This window comes from uncultured Pseudoflavonifractor sp. (assembly GCA_904419835.1).
GTDB lineage: Bacteria > Bacillota > Clostridia > Oscillospirales > Oscillospiraceae > Pseudoflavonifractor.
Genome location: CAJFTA010000015.1, coordinates 1 through 18,980, shown reverse-complemented (window position 1 = coordinate 18,980; position 18,980 = coordinate 1). Strand labels below are relative to the sequence as shown.

Annotated in this window: 20 protein-coding genes; 12 read left to right on the top strand and 8 right to left on the bottom strand. The window is 63.5% G+C overall.

Translation table 11 applies throughout. The annotated features are described in order from the left end of the window. Nucleotides 1–103 precede the first annotated feature (103 nt). A complete protein-coding gene (locus QZY67_RS04450) occupies nucleotides 104–784 on the top strand; it encodes an amino acid ABC transporter permease (protein ID WP_295368773.1) in 681 nt (226 codons plus the stop codon). Beyond that, complete coding sequence (locus QZY67_RS04445; RefSeq protein ID WP_294535259.1) at nucleotides 771–1,493, top strand: amino acid ABC transporter ATP-binding protein; 723 nt, start codon at nucleotides 771–773, stop codon at nucleotides 1,491–1,493. The genes QZY67_RS04450 and QZY67_RS04445 overlap by 14 nt, the downstream gene beginning before the upstream one ends. A gap of 288 nt (nucleotides 1,494–1,781) precedes the next feature. On the opposite strand, the gene QZY67_RS04440 is transcribed toward QZY67_RS04445, so the two are convergent. The 4 genes from QZY67_RS04440 to QZY67_RS04425 form a co-directional block, all read right to left on the bottom strand. Beyond that, complete coding sequence (locus QZY67_RS04440) at nucleotides 1,782–2,591, bottom strand: DUF6198 family protein (RefSeq protein ID WP_295368741.1); 810 nt, start codon at nucleotides 2,589–2,591, stop codon at nucleotides 1,782–1,784. A 227-nt stretch (nucleotides 2,592–2,818) separates the two neighbouring features. Beyond that, a complete protein-coding gene (locus QZY67_RS04435) occupies nucleotides 2,819–3,997 on the bottom strand; it encodes a MalY/PatB family protein (protein WP_295368740.1) in 1,179 nt (392 codons plus the stop codon). 65 nt (nucleotides 3,998–4,062) lie between these two features. Then, the gene (locus QZY67_RS04430) at nucleotides 4,063–5,715 is read right to left on the bottom strand and encodes a DAK2 domain-containing protein (protein WP_295368739.1); all 1,653 of its coding nucleotides are present in this window, start codon (nucleotides 5,713–5,715) and stop codon (nucleotides 4,063–4,065) included. A gap of 43 nt (nucleotides 5,716–5,758) precedes the next feature. Further along, the gene (locus tag QZY67_RS04425) at nucleotides 5,759–6,109 is read right to left on the bottom strand and encodes an Asp23/Gls24 family envelope stress response protein (RefSeq protein WP_294535891.1); all 351 of its coding nucleotides are present in this window, start codon (nucleotides 6,107–6,109) and stop codon (nucleotides 5,759–5,761) included. 181 nt (nucleotides 6,110–6,290) lie between these two features. On the opposite strand from QZY67_RS04425, the gene QZY67_RS04420 reads away from it, so the two are divergent. Further along, nucleotides 6,291–6,485 carry a hypothetical protein gene (locus QZY67_RS04420; RefSeq protein ID WP_294535895.1) on the top strand — a complete coding sequence of 65 codons (195 nt, stop codon included), beginning with the start codon at nucleotides 6,291–6,293 and terminating at the stop codon, nucleotides 6,483–6,485. 307 nt (nucleotides 6,486–6,792) lie between these two features. On the opposite strand, the gene QZY67_RS04415 is transcribed toward QZY67_RS04420, so the two are convergent. Together QZY67_RS04415 and QZY67_RS04410 are read right to left on the bottom strand one after the other, a co-directional pair. Next, nucleotides 6,793–7,599, bottom strand: a complete 807-nt coding sequence (locus QZY67_RS04415; protein WP_295368738.1) for a TIGR03915 family putative DNA repair protein — start codon at nucleotides 7,597–7,599, stop codon at nucleotides 6,793–6,795. Continuing rightward, on the bottom strand, nucleotides 7,599–8,864 hold the full coding sequence (locus tag QZY67_RS04410) for a putative DNA modification/repair radical SAM protein (protein WP_295368737.1): 1,266 nt from the start codon (nucleotides 8,862–8,864) through the stop codon (nucleotides 7,599–7,601). Before QZY67_RS04410 ends, QZY67_RS04415 begins: the two co-directional genes overlap by 1 nt. A 423-nt stretch (nucleotides 8,865–9,287) precedes the next feature. Between QZY67_RS04410 and QZY67_RS04405 the strand changes: the two genes are divergently transcribed. The 9 genes from QZY67_RS04405 (at nucleotide 9,288) to QZY67_RS04365 (ending at nucleotide 16,680) form a co-directional block, all read left to right on the top strand. Further along, nucleotides 9,288–9,671: a NusG domain II-containing protein gene (locus QZY67_RS04405; protein ID WP_294535904.1), complete on the top strand. Its 384-nt coding sequence runs from the start codon at nucleotides 9,288–9,290 to the stop codon at nucleotides 9,669–9,671. Beyond that, nucleotides 9,668–10,249: a Gx transporter family protein gene (locus QZY67_RS04400; protein ID WP_295368736.1), complete on the top strand. Its 582-nt coding sequence runs from the start codon at nucleotides 9,668–9,670 to the stop codon at nucleotides 10,247–10,249. The genes QZY67_RS04405 and QZY67_RS04400 overlap by 4 nt, the downstream gene beginning before the upstream one ends. Then, nucleotides 10,246–11,298, top strand: a complete 1,053-nt coding sequence (locus QZY67_RS04395) for an FAD:protein FMN transferase (protein ID WP_295368735.1) — start codon at nucleotides 10,246–10,248, stop codon at nucleotides 11,296–11,298. Before QZY67_RS04400 ends, QZY67_RS04395 begins: the two co-directional genes overlap by 4 nt. A gap of 144 nt (nucleotides 11,299–11,442) precedes the next feature. After that, nucleotides 11,443–12,732, top strand: a complete 1,290-nt coding sequence (locus QZY67_RS04390; protein WP_294535913.1) for an RnfABCDGE type electron transport complex subunit C — start codon at nucleotides 11,443–11,445, stop codon at nucleotides 12,730–12,732. Beyond that, entirely contained in the window at nucleotides 12,729–13,631 is a 903-nt protein-coding gene (locus QZY67_RS04385; protein WP_295368734.1) for an RnfABCDGE type electron transport complex subunit D, read from the top strand. Before QZY67_RS04390 ends, QZY67_RS04385 begins: the two co-directional genes overlap by 4 nt. Next, a complete protein-coding gene (locus QZY67_RS04380) occupies nucleotides 13,628–14,575 on the top strand; it encodes an FMN-binding protein (RefSeq protein ID WP_295368733.1) in 948 nt (315 codons plus the stop codon). Before QZY67_RS04385 ends, QZY67_RS04380 begins: the two co-directional genes overlap by 4 nt. A gap of 1 nt (nucleotide 14,576) precedes the next feature. Next, entirely contained in the window at nucleotides 14,577–15,257 is a 681-nt protein-coding gene (locus tag QZY67_RS04375; protein WP_294535919.1) for an electron transport complex subunit E, read from the top strand. Between the two features lie 3 nt (nucleotides 15,258–15,260). Continuing rightward, nucleotides 15,261–15,866: an electron transport complex protein RnfA gene (locus tag QZY67_RS04370; protein ID WP_294535921.1), complete on the top strand. Its 606-nt coding sequence runs from the start codon at nucleotides 15,261–15,263 to the stop codon at nucleotides 15,864–15,866. A gap of 13 nt (nucleotides 15,867–15,879) precedes the next feature. Beyond that, the gene (locus QZY67_RS04365; RefSeq protein WP_294535923.1) at nucleotides 15,880–16,680 is read left to right on the top strand and encodes an RnfABCDGE type electron transport complex subunit B; all 801 of its coding nucleotides are present in this window, start codon (nucleotides 15,880–15,882) and stop codon (nucleotides 16,678–16,680) included. 313 nt (nucleotides 16,681–16,993) lie between these two features. On the opposite strand, the gene arcC is transcribed toward QZY67_RS04365, so the two are convergent. Both arcC and ygeW read right to left on the bottom strand, forming a co-directional pair. Further along, nucleotides 16,994–17,938: a carbamate kinase gene (arcC, locus tag QZY67_RS04360; protein ID WP_294535925.1), complete on the bottom strand. Its 945-nt coding sequence runs from the start codon at nucleotides 17,936–17,938 to the stop codon at nucleotides 16,994–16,996. Nucleotides 17,939–18,074: 136 nt separating this feature from the next. Then, nucleotides 18,075–18,980, bottom strand: a 906-nt coding sequence (gene ygeW, locus QZY67_RS04355; RefSeq protein ID WP_295368732.1) for a knotted carbamoyltransferase YgeW, incomplete at its 5' end; no start/stop codon positions are given.

Sequence of the window (18,980 nt, the reverse complement as noted above, 5' to 3'; positions counted from 1 at the left end):
ATCCAAGCGCCATACCAGGAAGCCTGCGCCGCCCTCTGTGCGGAGCAGGCTCTCCTGTGCCCTATGACCAATTTACAACAAGGAGGCAGGGATCGCCGTGGAAATGATCCTCGACTTGCTGGACAAGCTCTATCAGGCCTTCCTCTACCAGGACCGGTGGCGGCTGTACCTGGACGGCCTGGGGGTGACGGTGTCCATCACCCTGGGGGCCATCTGCATCAGCACCGTGCTGGGCATGGTGCTGTGCCTGATGAAGCTGTCCAAATATAAGATCCTGCGCTGGCCCGCCCAGGCTTACATCGATATCATCCGGGGCATCCCCGTCGTGGTACAGCTGCTGATTATGTACAATGTGGTGCTCCTCAACGTCACCGACAACAAGATGGTGGTGGCCATTGTGGCCTTTGGTCTCAACTCCTCGGCCTATATGGCGGAGATCTACCGCTCCGGCATCAACGCGGTTGACCCGGGGCAGATGGAGGCCGGCCGCTCCCTGGGCCTCACCAAGACCCAGACCATGTGGCACATCATCTTCCCCCAGGCCATTAAGAACTGCCTGCCCACCTACACCAGCGAGTTTATCGTGCTGGTGAAGGAGACCGCCGTGGTGGGCTACATCGCCCTCACCGACCTGACCAAGGTCTACTCCGCCATCCAGAGCAAGACCTACGATGCCTTTGGCCCGCTGCTCATCATCGCCGTGGCCTATTTCTGCATCACCAAGGTGCTGTCCATCATCTTTGCCCGCATGGAAAGGAGGCTGCGCACCAGTGATCGACGTTGAACATCTGAGCAAGTCCTTTGGCAGCCATCTGGTGCTGGACGATATCTCCGAGCACATTGAGCAGGGGGAAAAGGTGGTCATCATCGGCCCCTCCGGTTCGGGCAAGTCCACCTTCCTGCGGTGCATGAACCTGCTGGAGACCCCCACCAAGGGCACCATCACCTTTGAGGGCACGGTGATCAACGACCCCAAGACCGACATCAACACCGTGCGTCGGCAGATGGGCATGGTGTTCCAGCACTTCAACCTCTTCCCAAACATGACCATCCGGAAGAACATCACCCTGGCCCCCGTGCAGACCAAGCTGATGAGCCAGGAGGAGGCGGACGAGACCGCCATAAGGCTGCTGGACCGGGTTGGCCTGAAGGACCGGGCCGAGTCCTACCCCAGCCAGCTCTCCGGCGGCCAGAAGCAGCGCATCGCCATTGTGCGGGCCCTGGCCATGAAGCCCAAGGTGATGCTCTTTGACGAGCCCACCTCCGCCCTGGACCCCGAGATGGTGGGCGAGGTGCTGGACGTAATGAAGGAGCTGGCCGACGAGGGGATGACCATGGTAGTGGTCACCCACGAGATGGGCTTTGCCCGGGAGGTGGGCAGCCGGGTGCTGTTCATGGACGGCGGCCATATTCTGGAGCAGAACGAACCCCACGCCTTCTTCGCCAACCCCAGGGAGCAGCGCACCATCGACTTCCTGTCCAAGGTTCTGTAAACGCAAACAATCCCGCGAGAGCAGCGCTCTCGCGGGATTCAGGCTGTCGAACAAGTGGCTTCCGCCACTTGTTCGAAGGAGCTTCATGAAATTTTTGCCTCGATTTCTGATGAAATTGTCGGCAAAAATCTCATGCGAAGTGTCATTTTATGTCCCCGAAAATGACGGATTTTCATTTGATTCCGTCATCTGCGGATGACGGAACTCTGCGAGGCTTCCCCTTCTGGGAGGTTTTTCGACACGCTGACAATCCCGCGAGAGCAGCGCTCTCGCGGGATTGTTTTGTTGTTATTTATGGTTCAGACTGCACTCGGCCCCGGCAGGGCAGGCAGGCCACAGCCCCGCTGCCTTCCGCATGGGCTCCAGGGCCAGCCGGTTGAACACGGCCACGCACCGGCCAATGGCCACCATGGCCGCCAGGGTGCCCACGCCGATGCCCACCACGTGCCCGGCGGCCAGGAGGCACAGGGATACCGACACGATGACGCAGGCCACATCCACCGTGTTCTTGCCCAGCCCCAGGCCCTTGCCCATGGCCATGCCCGCTGCCCGGGCCATGCCGTCGGGGGGACTGGTCACCAGGTCCATGGCCACAATCATGGCCGCGCCCACGCCGGTAAAGACCACGGAGCCGGCCAGCAGCAGGATTTTCTGCCACAGAGCGGGGGTATCCAGCCCCAGGGGGACCGCCAGGCGGTCAAAGCCGGCGGTGAACAGGTTGAGCAGAAAGCTGAACATTAGGGAGAAGGGAATCTCCAGCAGGTCCAGCTTGCGGGTGCGTCTGCCCTGGAGGATAAACTGCACGGCCATAAAGACCATGTACACCCCCATGGTGGCCACACCGAAGTCAATGTGCCAGATCTCCGAGATGGCGTAGGCGGGGGAGATGATGGGGGACACACCCAGCTGGGCCCGGGTGCTCAGGGTATTGCCCACGGCCAGAATCAGCACGCCCAGCAGGTAGATGCCCACCCTCCGGGCCATGGCGCCGGTGAGGAGGTTGGAACTCCGCTTCGCGCCGGTCTGAGCAAGAGCCTCAGCCTCCGCCTGGGGCAGAGCGCAGACCTCGGCGGCCTCCGCCATCACATAACTTCCCATGTTCAACGCCTCTCCTTCATCAGATTTACAGGCCAGAGCCCCGCCGGGTGGGAAACAGAGGTTTTATATTTCTTTTCTCTCATCTGTCCTTGTATTAAGTATACATGTCTTTCTGAAGAAGTCAATAGGTTGCAAATAAGTTTAATTTTTAACCTGATATTGAGAAAAATAAAACAATATAGGTCAAAAATGTAACATATAAGATAGATATTTCACAAACGAAAAACTCAGCGGGGCAGGCCCTCTGCCGCCTTGTCCAGCCGCTCCATGGCCGCCTCCAGGCACGGGCGGGGGCAGGCCAGGTTGATGCGCTCAAAGCCCGCGCCCTGTGACCCGAAGATATAGCCCTCGTCCAGGCAGAGCTGGCAGGAGAGGAAGAACTTCTCCTGCGCCTCGGGCGTCAGGCCCAGGCTGCGGAAGTCGCACCACATCAGATAGGTGCCCTCCAGAGGATAGGTGACGACGGAGGGGAATTTTTCGATAAGAAACGCCTTACAGTATTCATAATTGCCCTGGATAACGGCCAGCAGCTCCTCCAGCCAGTCCTCCGCCTCCTCATAGGCCGCCCGGGTGGCCGCCAGGCCGAAGTAGCTGGTGAACTCCCCGGTATACCCCACCTGCCTGTCCAGCAGGGCGGCGCGCAGGCCGCTGTCGGGGACGATGATGTTGGCGGTGGCCAGTCCCGCCAGGTTGAAGCTCTTGCTGGCCGAGGTGCCCACGATGCACCCTGCGGCGGCGGGGCCGTCCAGGGCGGCAAAGGGGGTGTGGACATGGCCGGGGTGGACAAAGTCGGCGTGGATCTCGTCGGAGAACACGGTGACGCCGTGGCGGGCGCAGATGTCCGCCGCCGCCTGGAGCTCCGCCCGGGTCCACACCCGCCCCACCGGGTTGTGGGGGGAGCAGAGGAAGAACAGCTTCACGTCGGGCCGGGCCGCCAGAGCCTCCAGCCCCTCCAGGTCCATGACGTACCGGCCGTTCTCCAGCTTCAGGGGGTTCTCCCACACCCTGCGGCCGGTGTTTTCCACCACCCTGCGGAAGGGCGGGTACACCGGCGGCTGGATAATAACCCCTTCGCCGGGCTGGATCAGGGCGTGGACGGCCAGGTTCATGGCGGGCACCACGCCGAAGGTCTGGAACATCCACTCCGGCTCCACGGTCCAGCCGTGGCGGCGGGCCATCCAGCGGCACACCGCCCGCCTGTATGGGCCGTCGGCAGTGGTGTAGCCGTAGACGCCGAAGGACGCGGCCTTCTGGATGGCGGCGGTAATCTGAGGGGCCGCGGCGAACTCCATGTCCGCCACCGAGTAGGGGACCAGGGCCGGGTTGTCCACATCCATCGCCTCAAATGTGGACCATTTTTCCGCGCCCATACCCCGCCGGGGGCGGAGGGTGGTAAAGTCGTACATGCTGAATCCTCCTTTTCAGTAAAAAACAGGGGCGGCCTGCTGGCCGCCCCTGCGTGCATGAATGATTATTCGGCGGAGATCATGTAGTAATACACGGGCTGGCCGCCGGCCAGAAGGGTGATTTCCGCCTTGGGGCAGGCCTCCTGGAAGATGGCCAGGGCCTTCTGGGCGTCGGCCTCCTGCACGTCCTCGCCGTAGAACACGGTGATGAACTCGGCCTCCTGCTGGGGCTGGGCCTCAGCCAGGCGGCGGAGGAGGGCATAGATATCCTGATCCGTGCCGAAGAGCTGGTGCTCGGCCAGAGCCAGGTAGTCGCCCTGCTTGATGGCGAAGCCGTCAAAGTCGGAGTCCCGGGCGGCATAGGTGATCTCAGAGGTGCTCACCCGCTTGAGGGCGTCGCCCATGGCCTCGGTGTTCTCCTCCACGGAGCTGTCCGGGTCAAAGGCCAGCAGGGCGGAGATGCCCTGAGGCACCGTCTTGCTGGGCAGGACCACAACCCGCTTGCCCTCCGCCAGGCGGACGCACTGCTCGGCGGCCATGATGATGTTCTTGTTGTTGGGCAGAACAAAGACCACCTCGGCGGGGGTCTTGTCAATCTCCCGCATAATGTCCTCGGTGGAGGGGTTCATGGTCTGGCCGCCGCTGATGATGCCGTCGGCCCCCAGATCCCGGAACACGGCCGCCACACCCTCGCCGGCGCACACGGCCACAAAGCCGTAGGGCTTCTCCGGCGCGGCGGCCTTGTGCTCCTCCTGGGCGGGGGCCTGGGCGGCCTCCTCCAGGATCTCGCTGTGCTGGTTGCGCATGTTCTCAATCTTCACGGTCTGGAGGGCGCCGTAGGTCAGGGCCTCCTCCAGCACCTTGCCGGGGTGGTTGGTGTGGACATGGACCTTGATGATGTCGTCGTCCTCCACCAGCACCAGAGAGTCGCCCAGGGCGTTGAGGAAGCCCCGGAGGGCCTCCGGGTCCTTTTTCCTGTTGTCCCGGGAGCAGATGAACTCGGTGCAGTAGCCGAACTTGATCTCCTCGGTGGAGAAGCTCTCAAAATCAGCCCGGTCCTTGGGCGCGGCGGGCGCGCTCTCGTCGGCATCCTCGGGCATGGGCTCGCCACGCAGCTCGTCCAGCATGCCCTGGAGAATCACCAGGAAGCCCTTGCCGCCGGCATCCACCACGCCGGCCTTCTTGAGCACCGGGTTCTGATTGATGGTGTTGTCCAGGGCTATGTGGCCCTCGTCGATGGCGGCCTGGAGCACCGCCTCCACGCTGTTGTTCTCCCGGGCGGTGGCGGCGGCCTGGGCGGCGGAGAGGCGGGAAACGGTGAGGATGGTGCCCTCGGCGGGCTTCATCACCGCCTTGTAGGCGGCGGCCACGCCCCAGTCCAGGGCCACGGCCAGATCCCGGCCGTCAATGGTCTCCTTGTCCTTCACGGCCTTGGAGAAGCCCCGGAACAGCAGGGACAAAATCACGCCGGAGTTGCCCCGGGCGCCCCGGAGGAGGGCGGAGGCGTTCATGGCGGCGGCCTCGCCCACGGTGGACGCGGCCTTCTTCTTCATCTCTGCCGCGGCGGTGGAGATGGTCAGGGACATGTTGGTGCCGGTGTCGCCATCAGGCACAGGGAAAACGTTGAGCTCGTTGATCTCCTGCTTGCGTGAATTGATGGAGGCAGCGGCGTGGATTACCATCCGCTGAAACGACGCCCCGTCAATGGTATCTCTCATGTCGATATTCCTTTCTGTCATACAGGTCCGGCGGAGCGCGTACTCAGCCGATCACCATGGAATCAATGTAGACGTCCACATTGCGGACCTCCACGCCGGTGGTACGGCTGACCACATACTTGACCTCGCTCATGATGGAGCGGGACACAGCCGTCAGGTTGACGCCGTTGTCCACAATGATATGGAGCTCGATGGAGACGCTGGAGTCGTCGTGATAGCGGACCTTGACGCCCTTGGCCATAGACTCTCTGCGCAGCAGATGGACCAGTCCGTCGGTGGTGGACCGCACGGCCATGCCCTTGACGCCGTAGCAGTTGGTGGCGGCGGCGCCGGTGATGTTGCTGAACACATCGCTGCTGATGCGTATCTCGCCCTTCTCGGTCTGCAGCTTCATGGGGATCCTTCCTTTCTATGGGGGGATGACTGCCGTAAGGCAGCTGGTTTCTTCTCATTCGTTCCTATATTTTATTCTATTTCCGTCCAAAATACAAGGGAAAAAGTTTGTACAGGTCATTGTAATTTGGCCGGAAAACGTGTACACTATTACTATCACTTCATAAGAGGAGGCGACAGACATGAAGAAGGTCGTCCAATTCGTGCTGAAACTGGTGGCTGTGTGCGCGATAGTGGCCGCCGCTGCCTGCTGCGTGATTGCCTATTGGGACAAGATTACCGCAGTGCTGAGCTGCGCCCGGGACAAGCTGGCGGAAAAGAAGGCCTGCTGCTGCCACTCTGAGTACGACGACTACGCCGACTGGGACGAGGAGTAACGCCTGGAAAACAGGGACCGGAGCGTCGCTCCGGTCCTGCAGGCTGTCGAAAAAGTCCAAGGACTTTTTCGACAGCCTGCAGGAATGCCGTTACTTTTCCGCCGCACAGCGGCGGAAAAGTCCTCGCTTCGCTGGCCGGAAACCTTGCCGCGCAAGGCTTCCGGGGCATTCGTTCCCACGCGAGGCGGGCCGCTGCCCCCTCGCGCTCCCCCGCCCCAGTCCAGGCGGGTTCTGCTCAACTGAAGTTTTTCGACACTCTGAACGGGGGCCGGAGCATTGCTCCGGCCCCCGTTTTCTGATCCGGCCGCTATTCCGCGCCTTCGGGCATGGCCGGACGCTCCTCCGGCGGATCGGTCTGAAATTCTGTCATGCAGCCCCAGTACCGTTTGGGCATGTGGGTCATGCGGCAGCGGGGATTATACCGTCCCTCAATGGCCACCGTATCGTAAAAACGCCGCCACAGGACCCGCCAGTCCCGCTCGCTCCTGTCCGGCCCGGCCACCCGGAAGTCCTCCAGGGGGACGATGGCCCACTGTCCCGGCCGGTAGAAGAGGGCCTCCCGGTGGGTGCGGTCGTAGATGACAAAGGCCTCCGACGGGTACCGGGCGCAGAAATGGGGCCGCAGCAGGGGGAGCACCCGGTTCCGGGGCTCAATCTCCGCCGTCAGGACGCCGCTCTGGTCGGAGAAGCGGACAAACCCCTTGAGCAGATGGGCCTCCCCGGTGAGGTATCGCACCGCCCGGTCCAGGGTAAACACCCGCTCGTCGGTCAGATCGTGGAGCACCGACGGCCCCCGCTCAAACCCCAGGGCCAGGAAGTCGTACAGGCTCTGCTCCCGCTCCGGCAGGGCGGTGAGGAAGCCGTATACCACCAGCCGGGCCCCCTGGGGGGACAGGCGGCGTGGCAGGGACAGCCGCACCCGCCGGGCGTGGTCCGGGTGGGTGTCCACCGGCCGCTCGGGGTAGAGGGAGAGCTGGGCCTGACCGGGGGCGGAGAAGGCCGCCGCCCGCTCGCGGTGGACATAGCTCTCGTAGACGCAGGTGAGGAAGCCGTTGAAGCTCCCGTCGTAGGTGTAGGCCACCTGGGGCCAGCCGGTCATATCGCAGTGTCCCATTATCCCGTCTCCTCAAACAGGCTCAGCTGCTCCGGGGCCTCCCGGGAGAGCATGGGCCGCTCCAGGGCCACCAGGTGTCGGAGGATGCCGTCCTCCTTCACCCGCAGGCCCTCCGCCGTCTTCCCCGAGCAGGTGAGGAAGTACTGGGCCCGCTTGAGCACCACCCCCAGCTTCTTGAGCCCCTCAAAGGTGAGGGCCCCCCACCGCCGGGCCGAGAGAATGCGGCGGGCGGAGGTGACGCCGATGCCGGGCACCCGCAGCAGGGTCTCGTAGTCGGCGGTGTTTACCTCCACGGGGAAGCGCTCCATATGGCTCAGGGCCCAGGAGCATTTGGGGTCCACCAGGGGGTTGAAATTTGGATGGGCCTCGTCCAGCAGCTCCCCGGCCTCAAAGTGGTAGAACCGCAGCAACCAGTCCGCCTGGTAGAGGCGGTGCTCCCGCAGCAGGGGCGGCTTGAAGCCCTGGGGGGCGGGGAGCAGCTTGCTGTCGGACACCGGCATGTAGGCGGAGAAGAACACCCGCTTGAGCCGGTACTTTTTATACAGCCCCTCGGTGAGGCGGAGAATCTGAAAATCGGTCTCCGGCGTTGCCCCCACAATCATCTGGGTGGACTGCCCCGCCGGGGCGAATCTGGGCGCCTTCCGGGACAGGGCCAGCTCCCCTTTGGAGGCGGCGATGCCGTCTCTTATCTGGGCCATGGGGGTGAGAATGGAGGCCTTGGCCTTGTCAGGGGCCAACAGGCCCAGGGACTGCTCGGACGGCAGCTCGATGTTCACCGAAAGGCGGTCGGCCAGCAGGCCCAGCCGGTGGGTGAGGAGAGGGTCGGCCCCGGGGATGGCCTTGGCGTGGATGTATCCGCTGAAGGCGTACTCCTGCCGGAGGAGACGCAGGGTCTCAATCATCAGCTCGGTGGTCCTGTCCGGGCTGACCCACACGGCGGAGGACAGGAACAGGCCCTCAATATAATTGCGCCGGTAGAAGCCCATGGTCAGCTCGCACAGCTCCCGGGGGGTAAAGGCCGTCCGGCGCACATCGTTGGACCGGCGGTTGACGCAGTACTGGCAGTCGTAAATGCAGCGGTTGGTGAGCAGCACCTTCAGCAGGGAGATGCACCGCCCGTCCGCGGAGAAGGAGTGGCAGCAGCCGGCGGCCATGGCGGAGCCCATGGTCCCCGGCCGGCCGGCCCGGTCCAGCCCGCTGGAGGTACAGGCGGCGTCATATTTGGCCGCGTCGGCGAGTATCGTCAGCTTGTCCATCAGCTCCATGGGGCATTCCTCCAAAGTGTAAGAACGTTTGTACGAATATTATGACATTGGAACAGATGTTTGTCAAGCGCAGGAATACATTTCCCCTCAGAAACGAGAATGGCAGAGCCCCTTGGGCAATTGTGCTACAAATTTCACAAACTCCCCGTCTTTTTTGCCTGAATTAAAGGCATTGTAGTAAAAATGGGAAAAGACCGCGAGAAAAGTGAACAAATATTGTCTAAACTGCTTGCGAATCCGGCCGAGTCGCGGTATACTAATACAGCTCGCTTTTGCGGGTGCTTTGCTATGCATATGTATGGCGGAGCCGGCCGCCTATTGCTTACACCGGCGCGGCCGTAAAATCCCGGTACATGGGCCGGAACGGCTCATACATATCAGCTCTGCGCCCAAACAAACATATGCTTGGAGGACAGCACTTCCATGAAAAAGCGCGACATCATTATTATTGTGGCAGTACTGGCTGTGGCATTTGCCATGTTTATGGCATTCAATCTGTTTCAGTCCCGTGAGAGTGCCGTGGAGGATTTCGTCTATATCTACGTCAACGACGCCCTCTATGAGGCCGACCCCCTCAGCGAGGACAAGCTGATTGAAATTGACCAGGGCAACGGCATGGTCAACCATGTGCAGATTAAGGACGGCAAGGTCTATATGTCCGACTCCACCTGTGAGAACCAGGACTGCGTGGAACAGGGTACCATGACCGGGGAGAATGTGGATACCCGGCCCATGCGCAACTGGATTGTGTGCCTGCCCAACGGCATCTCCATTGAACTGCGCCTGGCCAGCGAGGAGACCACGTGAACCGGCGGAGGAGCCGTCAGAGGGTCCGCTGGCTGACACGCATGGCCCTGCTGACGGCGGCGGCCGTGGTGCTGGGCTATATTGAGCGCCTCATCCCAATGCCCGGCAGCATTCCCGGCATTAAACTGGGGCTGGCCAACACCGTGCTGCTCTACGCCATCTACCTGCTGGACACCAGGAGCGCCTTTGTGCTGATGATTCTGAAGGTGGGGCTGTCCGGGCTGTTGTACGGCGGCGTGTCCGCCATGATGTTCAGCTTGGGCGGCGGACTGTGCAGCCTGGTGATGATGCTGCTGGTCAAAAAGCTGGGCGGCGGCAATGTGTCCATCATCGGCGTGTCCGTGGTGGGCGCCGTGTTCCACAATGTGGGCCAGACCGCCGTGGCCGCGCTCATGGTGAACACTGCGGCACTGATGGGCTATGTGCCCTTCCTGCTGGTGGCCGCCGTGGTCACCGGCGTCCTCACCGGCATCGCGGGCAAGTATGCCATCCAGGGGCTGAAGGCATCCGGGCTGGAGAACGTGTCCATGCCGGGCAAGGAAACCAAACAGGATCACCCCCAGGAGGAACCCAAATGAAGCACCGTACCATCGCCGCCGCCCTGGCGGCCGCCCTGGCTCTGGGCCTGCTCGCCGCCTGCCAGCCCCAGAGTGCCGGGGGATCGGCGGCGCCCACCAGCTCTCCCGCTGTGGAGGCCGGACTGCCCAAGCAGAGCCGGGTGGGCTATTTCTTCGACACCGTCATCACCATTGAGGCCTACACCGACGACGAGAGCGTCCTGGACGACGCCATGGCCGAGTGCCAGCGGTACGACGACCTGCTGAGCAAGACCACGGAGGGCTCCGACGTGTGGAAGATCAACCACGCCAATGGCGAACGGGTGGCCGTCAGTCAGGACACCCGGGACATCATTGAGAAGGCCCTGGAGTACTCCGAGCTCTCCGACGGCAGGTTTGACATCACCATCGAGCCCTGCGTGGCCCTGTGGGACTTTACCGGCGAGAACATGGGCGTTCTGCCCGACGAGGCCGCGCTGGCCGAGGCCGCGTCCCGCGTGGACTACACCAAGATAGACATAAACGATCAGGGCGTCCAGCTCCCCGCGGGGGAGACCATCGATCTGGGCGCCATTGCCAAGGGGTACATCACCGACCGCATCCGGGACTTCCTGGTGGAGCGGGGCGTCACCTGCGGTATCCTCAACTTTGGCGGCAACGTGCTTGTCATCGGCTCCAAGCCCGACGGAACCGACTGGAACATCGGCATTCAGGACCCCGACTCCACCACCGGCGAGAGCATCGCCGTGGTGCCGGTGCACGACAGCGCCGTGGTCACCAGCGGCATCTACGAGCGCGGCTTTGACCTGGACGGCGTGCGCTACCACCACATTCTGGACACCTCCACCGGCTGGCCCGTGCAGAACGAGCTGGCGGGCATCACCATACTGGCCGGCGACGCCTTTGACGCCGACGCCCTCTCCACCACCGTGTTCGCCATGGGGCTGGAGGAGGGGACCGCCTTTGTGGAGCGCCTGGAGGGCGTGGAGGCCGTGTTCATCACCCGGGACGAACAGGTCAGCTGGACGTCCGGACTCAACGATCGTCTGACCCTGCTGAACAACGGCTGAGGGCCCTTCGAGAGAGGGAGCGGCCCCCGGCGCCGGCGTCCGGCAGTATACCCGCGGAACGCGGAAGATATCGAAAGGTGTCAGAATTTGTCCCAAATCGCGGGGGAAGCCCCGCGCCTTGCAGAAAAGGAGTGGTCAAGAACTATGGGAATGGGAAAAGGAATCCGCCTGGCGGGGCATAAAAACACCGCGTCCTGCACCCCTGTGCAGATGCCGGTGCCCGCGCGGGTCCGGATACCCCTGTCGCTTCTGGGCGCCAACACCAGCACCATTCTGGTGAAAAAGGGCGACACGGTGGCCGTGGGCCAGCCGATCGCCTCCCAGGGCCAGGGCATCGGCGTGCCGATGTACGCCAGCGTATCCGGCGTGGTGGAGGGCATTGAGTCCCTCCGCATGCCCAACGGCAGCGTGGTGGACTGCATTGTCATCGCCTCCGACGGACAGCAGACCGTCTGGGACGGCATCGAGGTCCCCACGGTTACCAACATGGAGGAGCTGCTCAGCGCCGTCCGCAAGAGCGGACTGGTGGGCCTGGGCGGCGCCGGCTTCCCCACCTGGGTGAAGCTCAACGCCACCGTGGATCGGCTGATCATCAACGGCAGCGAGTGCGAGCCCTACTGCACCGTGGACTACATCGCCATGCGGGACTACGCCGCCGACATGGCCGAGGGCGTGCGCATCGTCAAGAAGCTGCTGGGCATTGAGAAGGCCATTCTGGGCGTCAAGCACCCCCCCAAGGGCCTGGAGGACGCCTTCAAGGGCATGGAGGGCGTGGAGATCAAGCAGCTGCGGGAGTACTACCCCGTGGGCGCTGAGAAGATGCTGATCCACGAGACCACCGGCCGTGTGGTGCCCGGCGGCAAGCTGCCCAAGGACGCCGGCTGCATCGTGCTCAACGTGAACACCGCCGCCTTCATCGCCCGCTATCTCCGCACCGGCATGCCCCTGGTGAGCAAGACCGTGTCCGTGGACGGCTCCGCCGTCAAGACCCCCGGCGTGGTCACCGCCCCCATCGGCACCCCCGTGGGCGACCTGTTCGCCGCCGTGGGCGGCTTCAAGGGCGATCCCGCCAAGATCTTCGCCGGCGGCCCCATGATGGGCATCGCCCTGCCCGACCTGGACTTCCCCCTGCTGTGGAACAACAACGGCTTTGTGGCCCTCAACGAGAAGGATGCCGCCAAGCCCGCCACCACCGCCTGCATCCGCTGCGGCCGCTGCGTGGACCACTGCCCCATGAACCTGATGGCCTTTGAGATCTCCAAGGCCTACGAGCAGCGGGACGTGGAGTGGCTGCGGAGCATCCGCGCCGACCTGTGCATCGAGTGCGGCTGCTGCTCCTATGTGTGCCCCGCCCGCCGTGACCTGGTCACCAACAACAAGCTGGCCAAGCGGTTCCTGGCCAGCCAGCCCAAGAAGGAGGTGAGCAAGCAGTGAAGCTGCTCTCCGTAACCCCCGCGCCCCACATCTGGGCCAAGGATGACACCCAGGCCATTATGCGGGACGTGCTCATCGCCCTTGCTCCTGCGTTTTTCGCGTCCATTGTGATTTTCGGCGTTCCGGCCCTGCTGGTCACCGTGGTGTGCGTGGCCGCCGCCGTGCTGTCCGAGTTCATCTTTGAAAAAGCCGTCAAGCGGCCCGTCACCATCCGCGACCTGTCCGCCGTGGTCACCGGCGTGCTGCTCTCCTTCTGCCTGCCCTACGACATCCCCCTGTGGATCGCCGCCCTGGGCAGCGTCATCGCCATCGTGGTGGTCAAGCAGCTCTTCGGCGGCATCGGCCAGAACTTCGCCAACCCCGCCATCACCGCCCGCGTGGTGCTGCTCATCTGCGGCTTCAACGGCGCTATGACCACCTTCAATCTGGACGGTGTATCCTCCGCCACTCCCCTGGCCGACGGCGCCGCCAACCCCGGTTTTATGACCATGTTCCTGGGCAACCACGCCGGCTCCCTGGGTGAGACCTGCGCCCTGGCCCTCCTCATCGGCGGCGTGTATCTGCTGGTGCGCAAGGTCATCTCCTGGCACATCCCCGTGGCTTACATCGGCACTGTGGCTGTGATCTCCCTGATCGCCAACCTGGACCTGTCCGTCCAGCTCATGGGCGGCGGCCTGCTCCTGGGCGCCTTCTTCATGGCCACCGACTACACCACCTCCCCCATGACCAACGTGGGCAAGCTGATCTACGGCGTGGGCTGCGGCCTGCTGACCATGATGGTCCGCCTCTGGGGCGCCACCCCCGAGGGCGTCAGCTACGCCATCCTGCTGATGAATATTCTCACGCCCCACATTGACAAGCTGACCAAGCACAAGGCGTTTGGAGGTGAAAAGGCATGATTCAGAAGGCAAACAAGGCGGAAAACAAGGTCTGGAAGCTGATCTCTCCCATTGTGGTGCTGACCTGCATCGGCCTTGTCATCACCGCGGCGCTGGCCGTCACCAACGAGCTCACCGCTCCTGTCATCGCCGCCCAGGAGGCCGCCGCCGCCCAGGCCGCCCTCCAGGTGGTGCTCCCCGAGGGCAGCGACTTCCAGGTTATGAGCGACGTGGAGCTGCCCGAGGGCGTCACGGAAATTCAGGCCGCCGGCAACGGCGCGGGCTATGTGGTCACCGCCACCGGCCGGGGCTACGGCGGCGACATGTCCGTCATGGTGGGCCTGGACGCCAGCGGCGCCATCACCGGCACCAAGGTCCTCAGCCACGGCGAGAGCCAGGGCATCGGCACCGTGGTCACCGACGACGGCTCTGCGTTCCAGCAGCAGCTCGTCGGCATGACCGACGCCTCCGGTATCCAGGCCACCAGCGGCGCCACCATGTCCTCCAACGGCATGAAGACCGCCATCCAGGCCGCTTTTGACGCCTACACCCTGGCCACCGGCGGCACTGTGGAGGCCGAGGTATACGAGGCCCCCGCCAACCTGACCGACGACGTGCTGGCACAGTACTACCCCGGCGCGTCCTTCACCGACGTGGCCGGCGGCAAGGTGTCCGACGCGGGCACCGTGGTGTACGCGTCCGGGACCGGCATGATGGGCCCTGTGGCTGTGGCTGTGTTCTTTGACGCCAACGACAGCATCATCGGCGCCATTGCCGACACTTCCGCCGAGACTCCGGGCTACGGCCAGCCGCTCGGCGAGGGCGAGTTTATGGACAGCTTCATCGGCGTCTCCAGCGGCAGCGAGGTGGACGGCGTCTCGGGCGCTACCATCACCTCCGACGCCATTAAGGGCGCTGTGGATATTGCCATCGCCAATCTCCAGACTGTAAAGGAGGCGGGCTGAGATGAAAGCAAATAACGCACCTTCCAAGCTCTCCATTCTGACCAACGGCATCATCAAGGAGAACCCCGTTCTGGTCCTGGTGCTGGGCACCTGCCCCACCCTGGCCACCACCACCTCGGTGTCCACCGCCATCGGCATGGGCCTGGCGGCCGCCATTGTTCTCATCTGCTCCAACATTCTGATCTCCCTGCTGCGGAAGATCATCCCCGATTCCGTCCGCATCCCCTGCTACATCGTGGTCATCGCCGGCTTCGTGTCCGTGGTGCAGATGCTGGTGCAGGCCTACTTCCAGGATCTGTACAACGCCCTGGGCGTGTACCTGCCCCTCATCGTGGTCAACTGTATCATTCTGGGCCGGGCCGAGATGTTCGCCAGCAAGAACTCCGTGGTGGACTCCGCCCTGGACGGCGTGGGCATGGGCCTGGGCTTCACCCTGACCCTGCTGGTCATGTCCACCATCCGCGAGGTGCTGGGCTCCGGTACCTTTGCCGGCATCGCCCTGCCCTTCTTCTCCACCTACAACATCCCCATCCTGACCCAGACGCCCGGCGGCTTCTTTGTGTTCGGCTGCCTCATCGCCCTGGTGGCCAGGATCACCCACGGCAAAGTGAAGCACGCCGCCACCGGCTGCGGCAACTGCCCCAACGCCGCTGTGTGCGGCAAGATCGGAAAGGAGGCCTAAGGGATGGAACTGGATTGGGGAAACCTCCTCTTTATCATCCTGAGCGCTGTCTTCGTCAATAACTATGTGCTGCAGCGCTTCCTGGGCATCTGCCCCTTCCTGGGCGTGTCCAAAAAGCTGGACCAGGCCGCCGGCATGTCCATTGCCGTCATCTTCGTTATGCTGCTGGCCACCGCCGTTACCTGGCCCATTCAGACCTACCTGCTCACCCCCAACAACATGGACTATCTCCAGACCATCGTGTTCATCCTGGTCATCGCCGCCCTGGTGCAGCTGGTGGAGATCGTCCTCAAGCGCTACATCCCCGCGCTCTATAAGAGCCTGGGCATCTACCTGCCACTCATCACCACCAACTGCGCCGTGCTGGGCGTCACCGTGCTGAACATCACCGAGGGCTACAACTTCGCCCAGTCCATGGCCAACTCCTTCGGTTCCGGCCTGGGCTTCTTCCTGGCCATGGTCCTGTTTGCCGGCGTGCGTATGCGCACCGAGAGCTGCGACGCCCCCGACTCCTTCAAGGGCCTGCCCATCACGCTGGTCTCCGCCGCCATCGTGGCCGCCTCCTTCAACGGCTTCGCGGGTGTGATCGAGACGCTGTTCGGACAGTAAGGGGGGTGACGGTATGAATCCGATTCTGATGGCTGTAATTCTGGTTGTTGTTATCGCGATTATCTGCTCCGTCATGCTGGTCATCGCGTCCACCGTCATGGCTGTTCCGGAGGATCCCAAGTTCCCCGCCATCCGTGAGTGCCTGCCCGGCGCCAACTGCGGCGCCTGCGGCTACGCCGGCTGCGATGGCTACGCCAAGGCCCTGGCCTCCGGCGAGGAGCAGCGCACCAACCTGTGCGTCCCCGGCGGCGCCGGCTGCGCTGTGCAGATCGCCGGTGTGCTGGGCGTGGAGGCCGGCTCCGTGGAGGAGCGGGTGGCCGTTGTCTGCTGCGGCGGCACCTGCGAAAAGACCCAGCCCCGCATGAACTACGAGGGCGTCCACAGCTGCTCCGCCGCCAAGCTGCTCTTCGGCGGCGCCGGCGCCTGCGCCTTCGGCTGCCTGGGCAACGGCGACTGCGTCTCCGTCTGCCCCCAGCAGGCCATCCGCATTGAAAAGGGCGTGGCCGTGGTGGACCGGGACGCCTGCATCGGCTGCGGCCTGTGCGAGACCGCCTGCCCCAACCACGTTATCGGCATCTTCCCCAAGAAGCAGAAGGTCTTTGACCGCTGCTCCAACTACAACCGGGGCAAGGCCGTCATGGACGTGTGCAAGGCCGGCTGTATCGGCTGCACCAAGTGCAGCAAGGTCTGCCCCGAGGGGGCCATTACCATGGACCACTGCCTGGCCCAGGTCAACCCCATGAAGTGCACCGGCTGCGGCACCTGTGTGGAAAACTGCCCCACCGGCTGCATGAGCTTCACCGAGAAGCTGTAAGCACCAATGTCTGAAAGGAGGCGCGCCCGTCCGGGCGCGCCTCCTTTTGAGCTGTCGGGAAAGTGGCGGAAGCCACTTTCCCGAGGGAGATGCGCCCAAGGTGGACCTCGATTCCTGGCGGAAAAGTCGGTCCACCTTGGGCGAGAAGTGTCATTTCCAAGGCGCATGTCCCCGGAAATGACGGATTTTCATTTGATTCCGTCATCTGCGGATGACGGAACTCTGCGAGGCTTCCCCTTCTGGGAGGTTTTTCGACACGCTGAGGGGGCGCGTCCAGCGGACGTGCACCCTTTTTGTACAGAAGAAACCTTGCTCAGGCCTGGATGCGGGTGCCGGTGCGGCCGGCGATGCCGTCCTTGGCCTTCTCCAGCAGGGTGATGAGGGCGGTGCGGCCCGCTTTGGACTGGGCGAACTGGACCGCCGCCTGGACCTTGGGCAGCATGGAGCCGGGGGCAAAGTGGCCCTCGTCCATGTATTTGCGGGCCTCGTCGGGGGTGAGAGAGTCCAGCCACTTCTGGTTGGGCTTGCCGAAGTTGACGGCCACCTTCTCCACGGCGGTGAGAATGATGAGGCAGTCGGCGTCCAGCTGCTGGGCCAGGACACAGGAGGCGAAGTCCTTGTCAATGACCGCGGCCGCGCCCTTCAGATGGTGTCCCTCGGTGGTGAACACGGGGATGCCGCCGCCGCCGCAGGCCACCACCACGTGGTCGGACTCCACCAGGGCCTGGATGGTGTCAATCTCCACAATGCCCTGGGGCTTGGGGGAGGCCACCACCCGGCGGTAGCCCCGGCCGGCGTCCTCGATGATGTCGTAGCCCCGCTCCGCCACCATCCTGTCGGCCTCCTCCTTGGTCATAAAGGAGCCGATGGGCTTGGTGGGGTGGGCAAAGGCCGGGTCGGCGGGATCCACCTCCACCTGGGTCAGCACGGTGGCCACGCCCTTGCTGATGCCCCGGTCCAGCAGCTCCTCCCGGAGGGCGTTCTGCAGGTCGTAGCCGATGTAGCCCTGGCTCATGGCCACGCACACGGACAGGGGGCAGGGGATGTACTTCTCCGGGTCGGAGCGGGTCAGCTCGGTCATGGCGGCCTGAATCATGCCCACCTGGGGGCCGTTTCCGTGGGCGATGACCACCTCGTGGCCCTCCTCAATCAGGTCGGCGATGGCTTTGGAGGTCTGCTTGACGGCGATCATCTGCTCAGGCAGGTTGTTGCCCAGAGCGTTGCCGCCCAGGGCGATAACAATTCGTTTTTTATCCATGAAATATTACCTCCTGTGAAAGAAAGCCCGGCCCGGCCGCACATACCGGGAGTGCCGTATATCTGCGGACGGGCCGGGGCGCTCCGGGGCGGGGGAGAGGGTGCCTCCCCGCCCCGGGATTACGGGATGGAACTGCTTACAGGCTGAACTGGCGCTTGGCGCCGCGCTCCTCCAGAGCCTTCAGGACGGCCTGGGGATCCTTGCACTTGGCCAGGAAGATCATGGCGGCGATAACGTAGGGCTTGTAGGAGGCCTCCTTGTACAGGGGGTCGCGGTAGCGGTCGAACACGGTGGCCTCGACCTCGCCGTCCACGCAGGAGACGCCGTTGATGTCGGCGGGCAGGCAGTGCAGGTAGAGGGCCTTGCCGTCCCTGGTGGTCTTCATCAGCTCCTCGGTGCAGCACCAGTCCTTGTGCTCAGCGTTCTGAGCCAGCAGGCGCTTCTCCAGGGCCTTGATGCCGTCGCTGTCGCCCTTGGCATACAGGTCGGTACGCTCCTCCATGGCGGCGAAGGGGGCCCAGCTCTTGGGGTACACGATGTCGGCGTCCTGGAAGGCCTCGGCCATGGAGTTGGTCTTGGTGAAGGTGCCGCCGGACTTCTCGGCGTTGGCCTTGGCGACGGCCTCGACCTCGGGCATGACCTCATAGCCCTCGGGATGGGCCAGGACAACGTCCATGCCGAAGCGGGTCATCAGACCGATGACGCCCTGGGGCACGCTGAGGGGCTTGCCGTAGCTGGGGGAGTAGGCCCAGGTCATGGCAACCTTCTTGCCCTTCAGGTTCTCCACGCCGCCGAACTCATGGATGATGTGCAGCATGTCGGCCATACACTGGGTGGGGTGGTCGATGTCGCACTGGAGGTTGACCAGAGTGGGCTTCTGCTCCAGCACGCCGTCCTTGTGGCCCTGGGTGACGGAGTCCACCACCTCGTGCATGTAGGCGTTGCCCTTGCCGATGTACATGTCGTCCCGGATGCCGATGACGTCGGCCATGAAGGAGATCATGTTGGCCGTCTCCCGGACGGTCTCGCCGTGGGCGATCTG

What these genes read in the sequence shown, in the direction of transcription:
- QZY67_RS04450 (WP_295368773.1), top strand. Translation starts at nt 104, where the DNA reads ATGATCCTCGACTTGCTGGACAAGCTCTATCAGGCCTTCCTCTACCAG.
- QZY67_RS04440 (WP_295368741.1), bottom strand. Translation starts at nt 2,591, where the DNA reads ATGGGAAGTTATGTGATGGCGGAGGCCGCCGAGGTCTGCGCTCTGCCC.
- QZY67_RS04435 (WP_295368740.1), bottom strand. Translation starts at nt 3,997, where the DNA reads ATGTACGACTTTACCACCCTCCGCCCCCGGCGGGGTATGGGCGCGGAA.
- QZY67_RS04430 (WP_295368739.1), bottom strand. Translation starts at nt 5,715, where the DNA reads ATGAGAGATACCATTGACGGGGCGTCGTTTCAGCGGATGGTAATCCAC.
- QZY67_RS04425 (WP_294535891.1), bottom strand. Translation starts at nt 6,109, where the DNA reads ATGAAGCTGCAGACCGAGAAGGGCGAGATACGCATCAGCAGCGATGTG.
- QZY67_RS04420 (WP_294535895.1), top strand. Translation starts at nt 6,291, where the DNA reads ATGAAGAAGGTCGTCCAATTCGTGCTGAAACTGGTGGCTGTGTGCGCG.
- QZY67_RS04415 (WP_295368738.1), bottom strand. Translation starts at nt 7,599, where the DNA reads ATGGGACACTGCGATATGACCGGCTGGCCCCAGGTGGCCTACACCTAC.
- QZY67_RS04410 (WP_295368737.1), bottom strand. Translation starts at nt 8,864, where the DNA reads ATGGAGCTGATGGACAAGCTGACGATACTCGCCGACGCGGCCAAATAT.
- QZY67_RS04405 (WP_294535904.1), top strand. Translation starts at nt 9,288, where the DNA reads ATGAAAAAGCGCGACATCATTATTATTGTGGCAGTACTGGCTGTGGCA.
- QZY67_RS04395 (WP_295368735.1), top strand. Translation starts at nt 10,246, where the DNA reads ATGAAGCACCGTACCATCGCCGCCGCCCTGGCGGCCGCCCTGGCTCTG.
- QZY67_RS04390 (WP_294535913.1), top strand. Translation starts at nt 11,443, where the DNA reads ATGGGAATGGGAAAAGGAATCCGCCTGGCGGGGCATAAAAACACCGCG.
- QZY67_RS04380 (WP_295368733.1), top strand. Translation starts at nt 13,628, where the DNA reads ATGATTCAGAAGGCAAACAAGGCGGAAAACAAGGTCTGGAAGCTGATC.
- QZY67_RS04375 (WP_294535919.1), top strand. Translation starts at nt 14,577, where the DNA reads ATGAAAGCAAATAACGCACCTTCCAAGCTCTCCATTCTGACCAACGGC.
- QZY67_RS04370 (WP_294535921.1), top strand. Translation starts at nt 15,261, where the DNA reads ATGGAACTGGATTGGGGAAACCTCCTCTTTATCATCCTGAGCGCTGTC.
- QZY67_RS04365 (WP_294535923.1), top strand. Translation starts at nt 15,880, where the DNA reads ATGAATCCGATTCTGATGGCTGTAATTCTGGTTGTTGTTATCGCGATT.
- arcC (WP_294535925.1), bottom strand. Translation starts at nt 17,938, where the DNA reads ATGGATAAAAAACGAATTGTTATCGCCCTGGGCGGCAACGCTCTGGGC.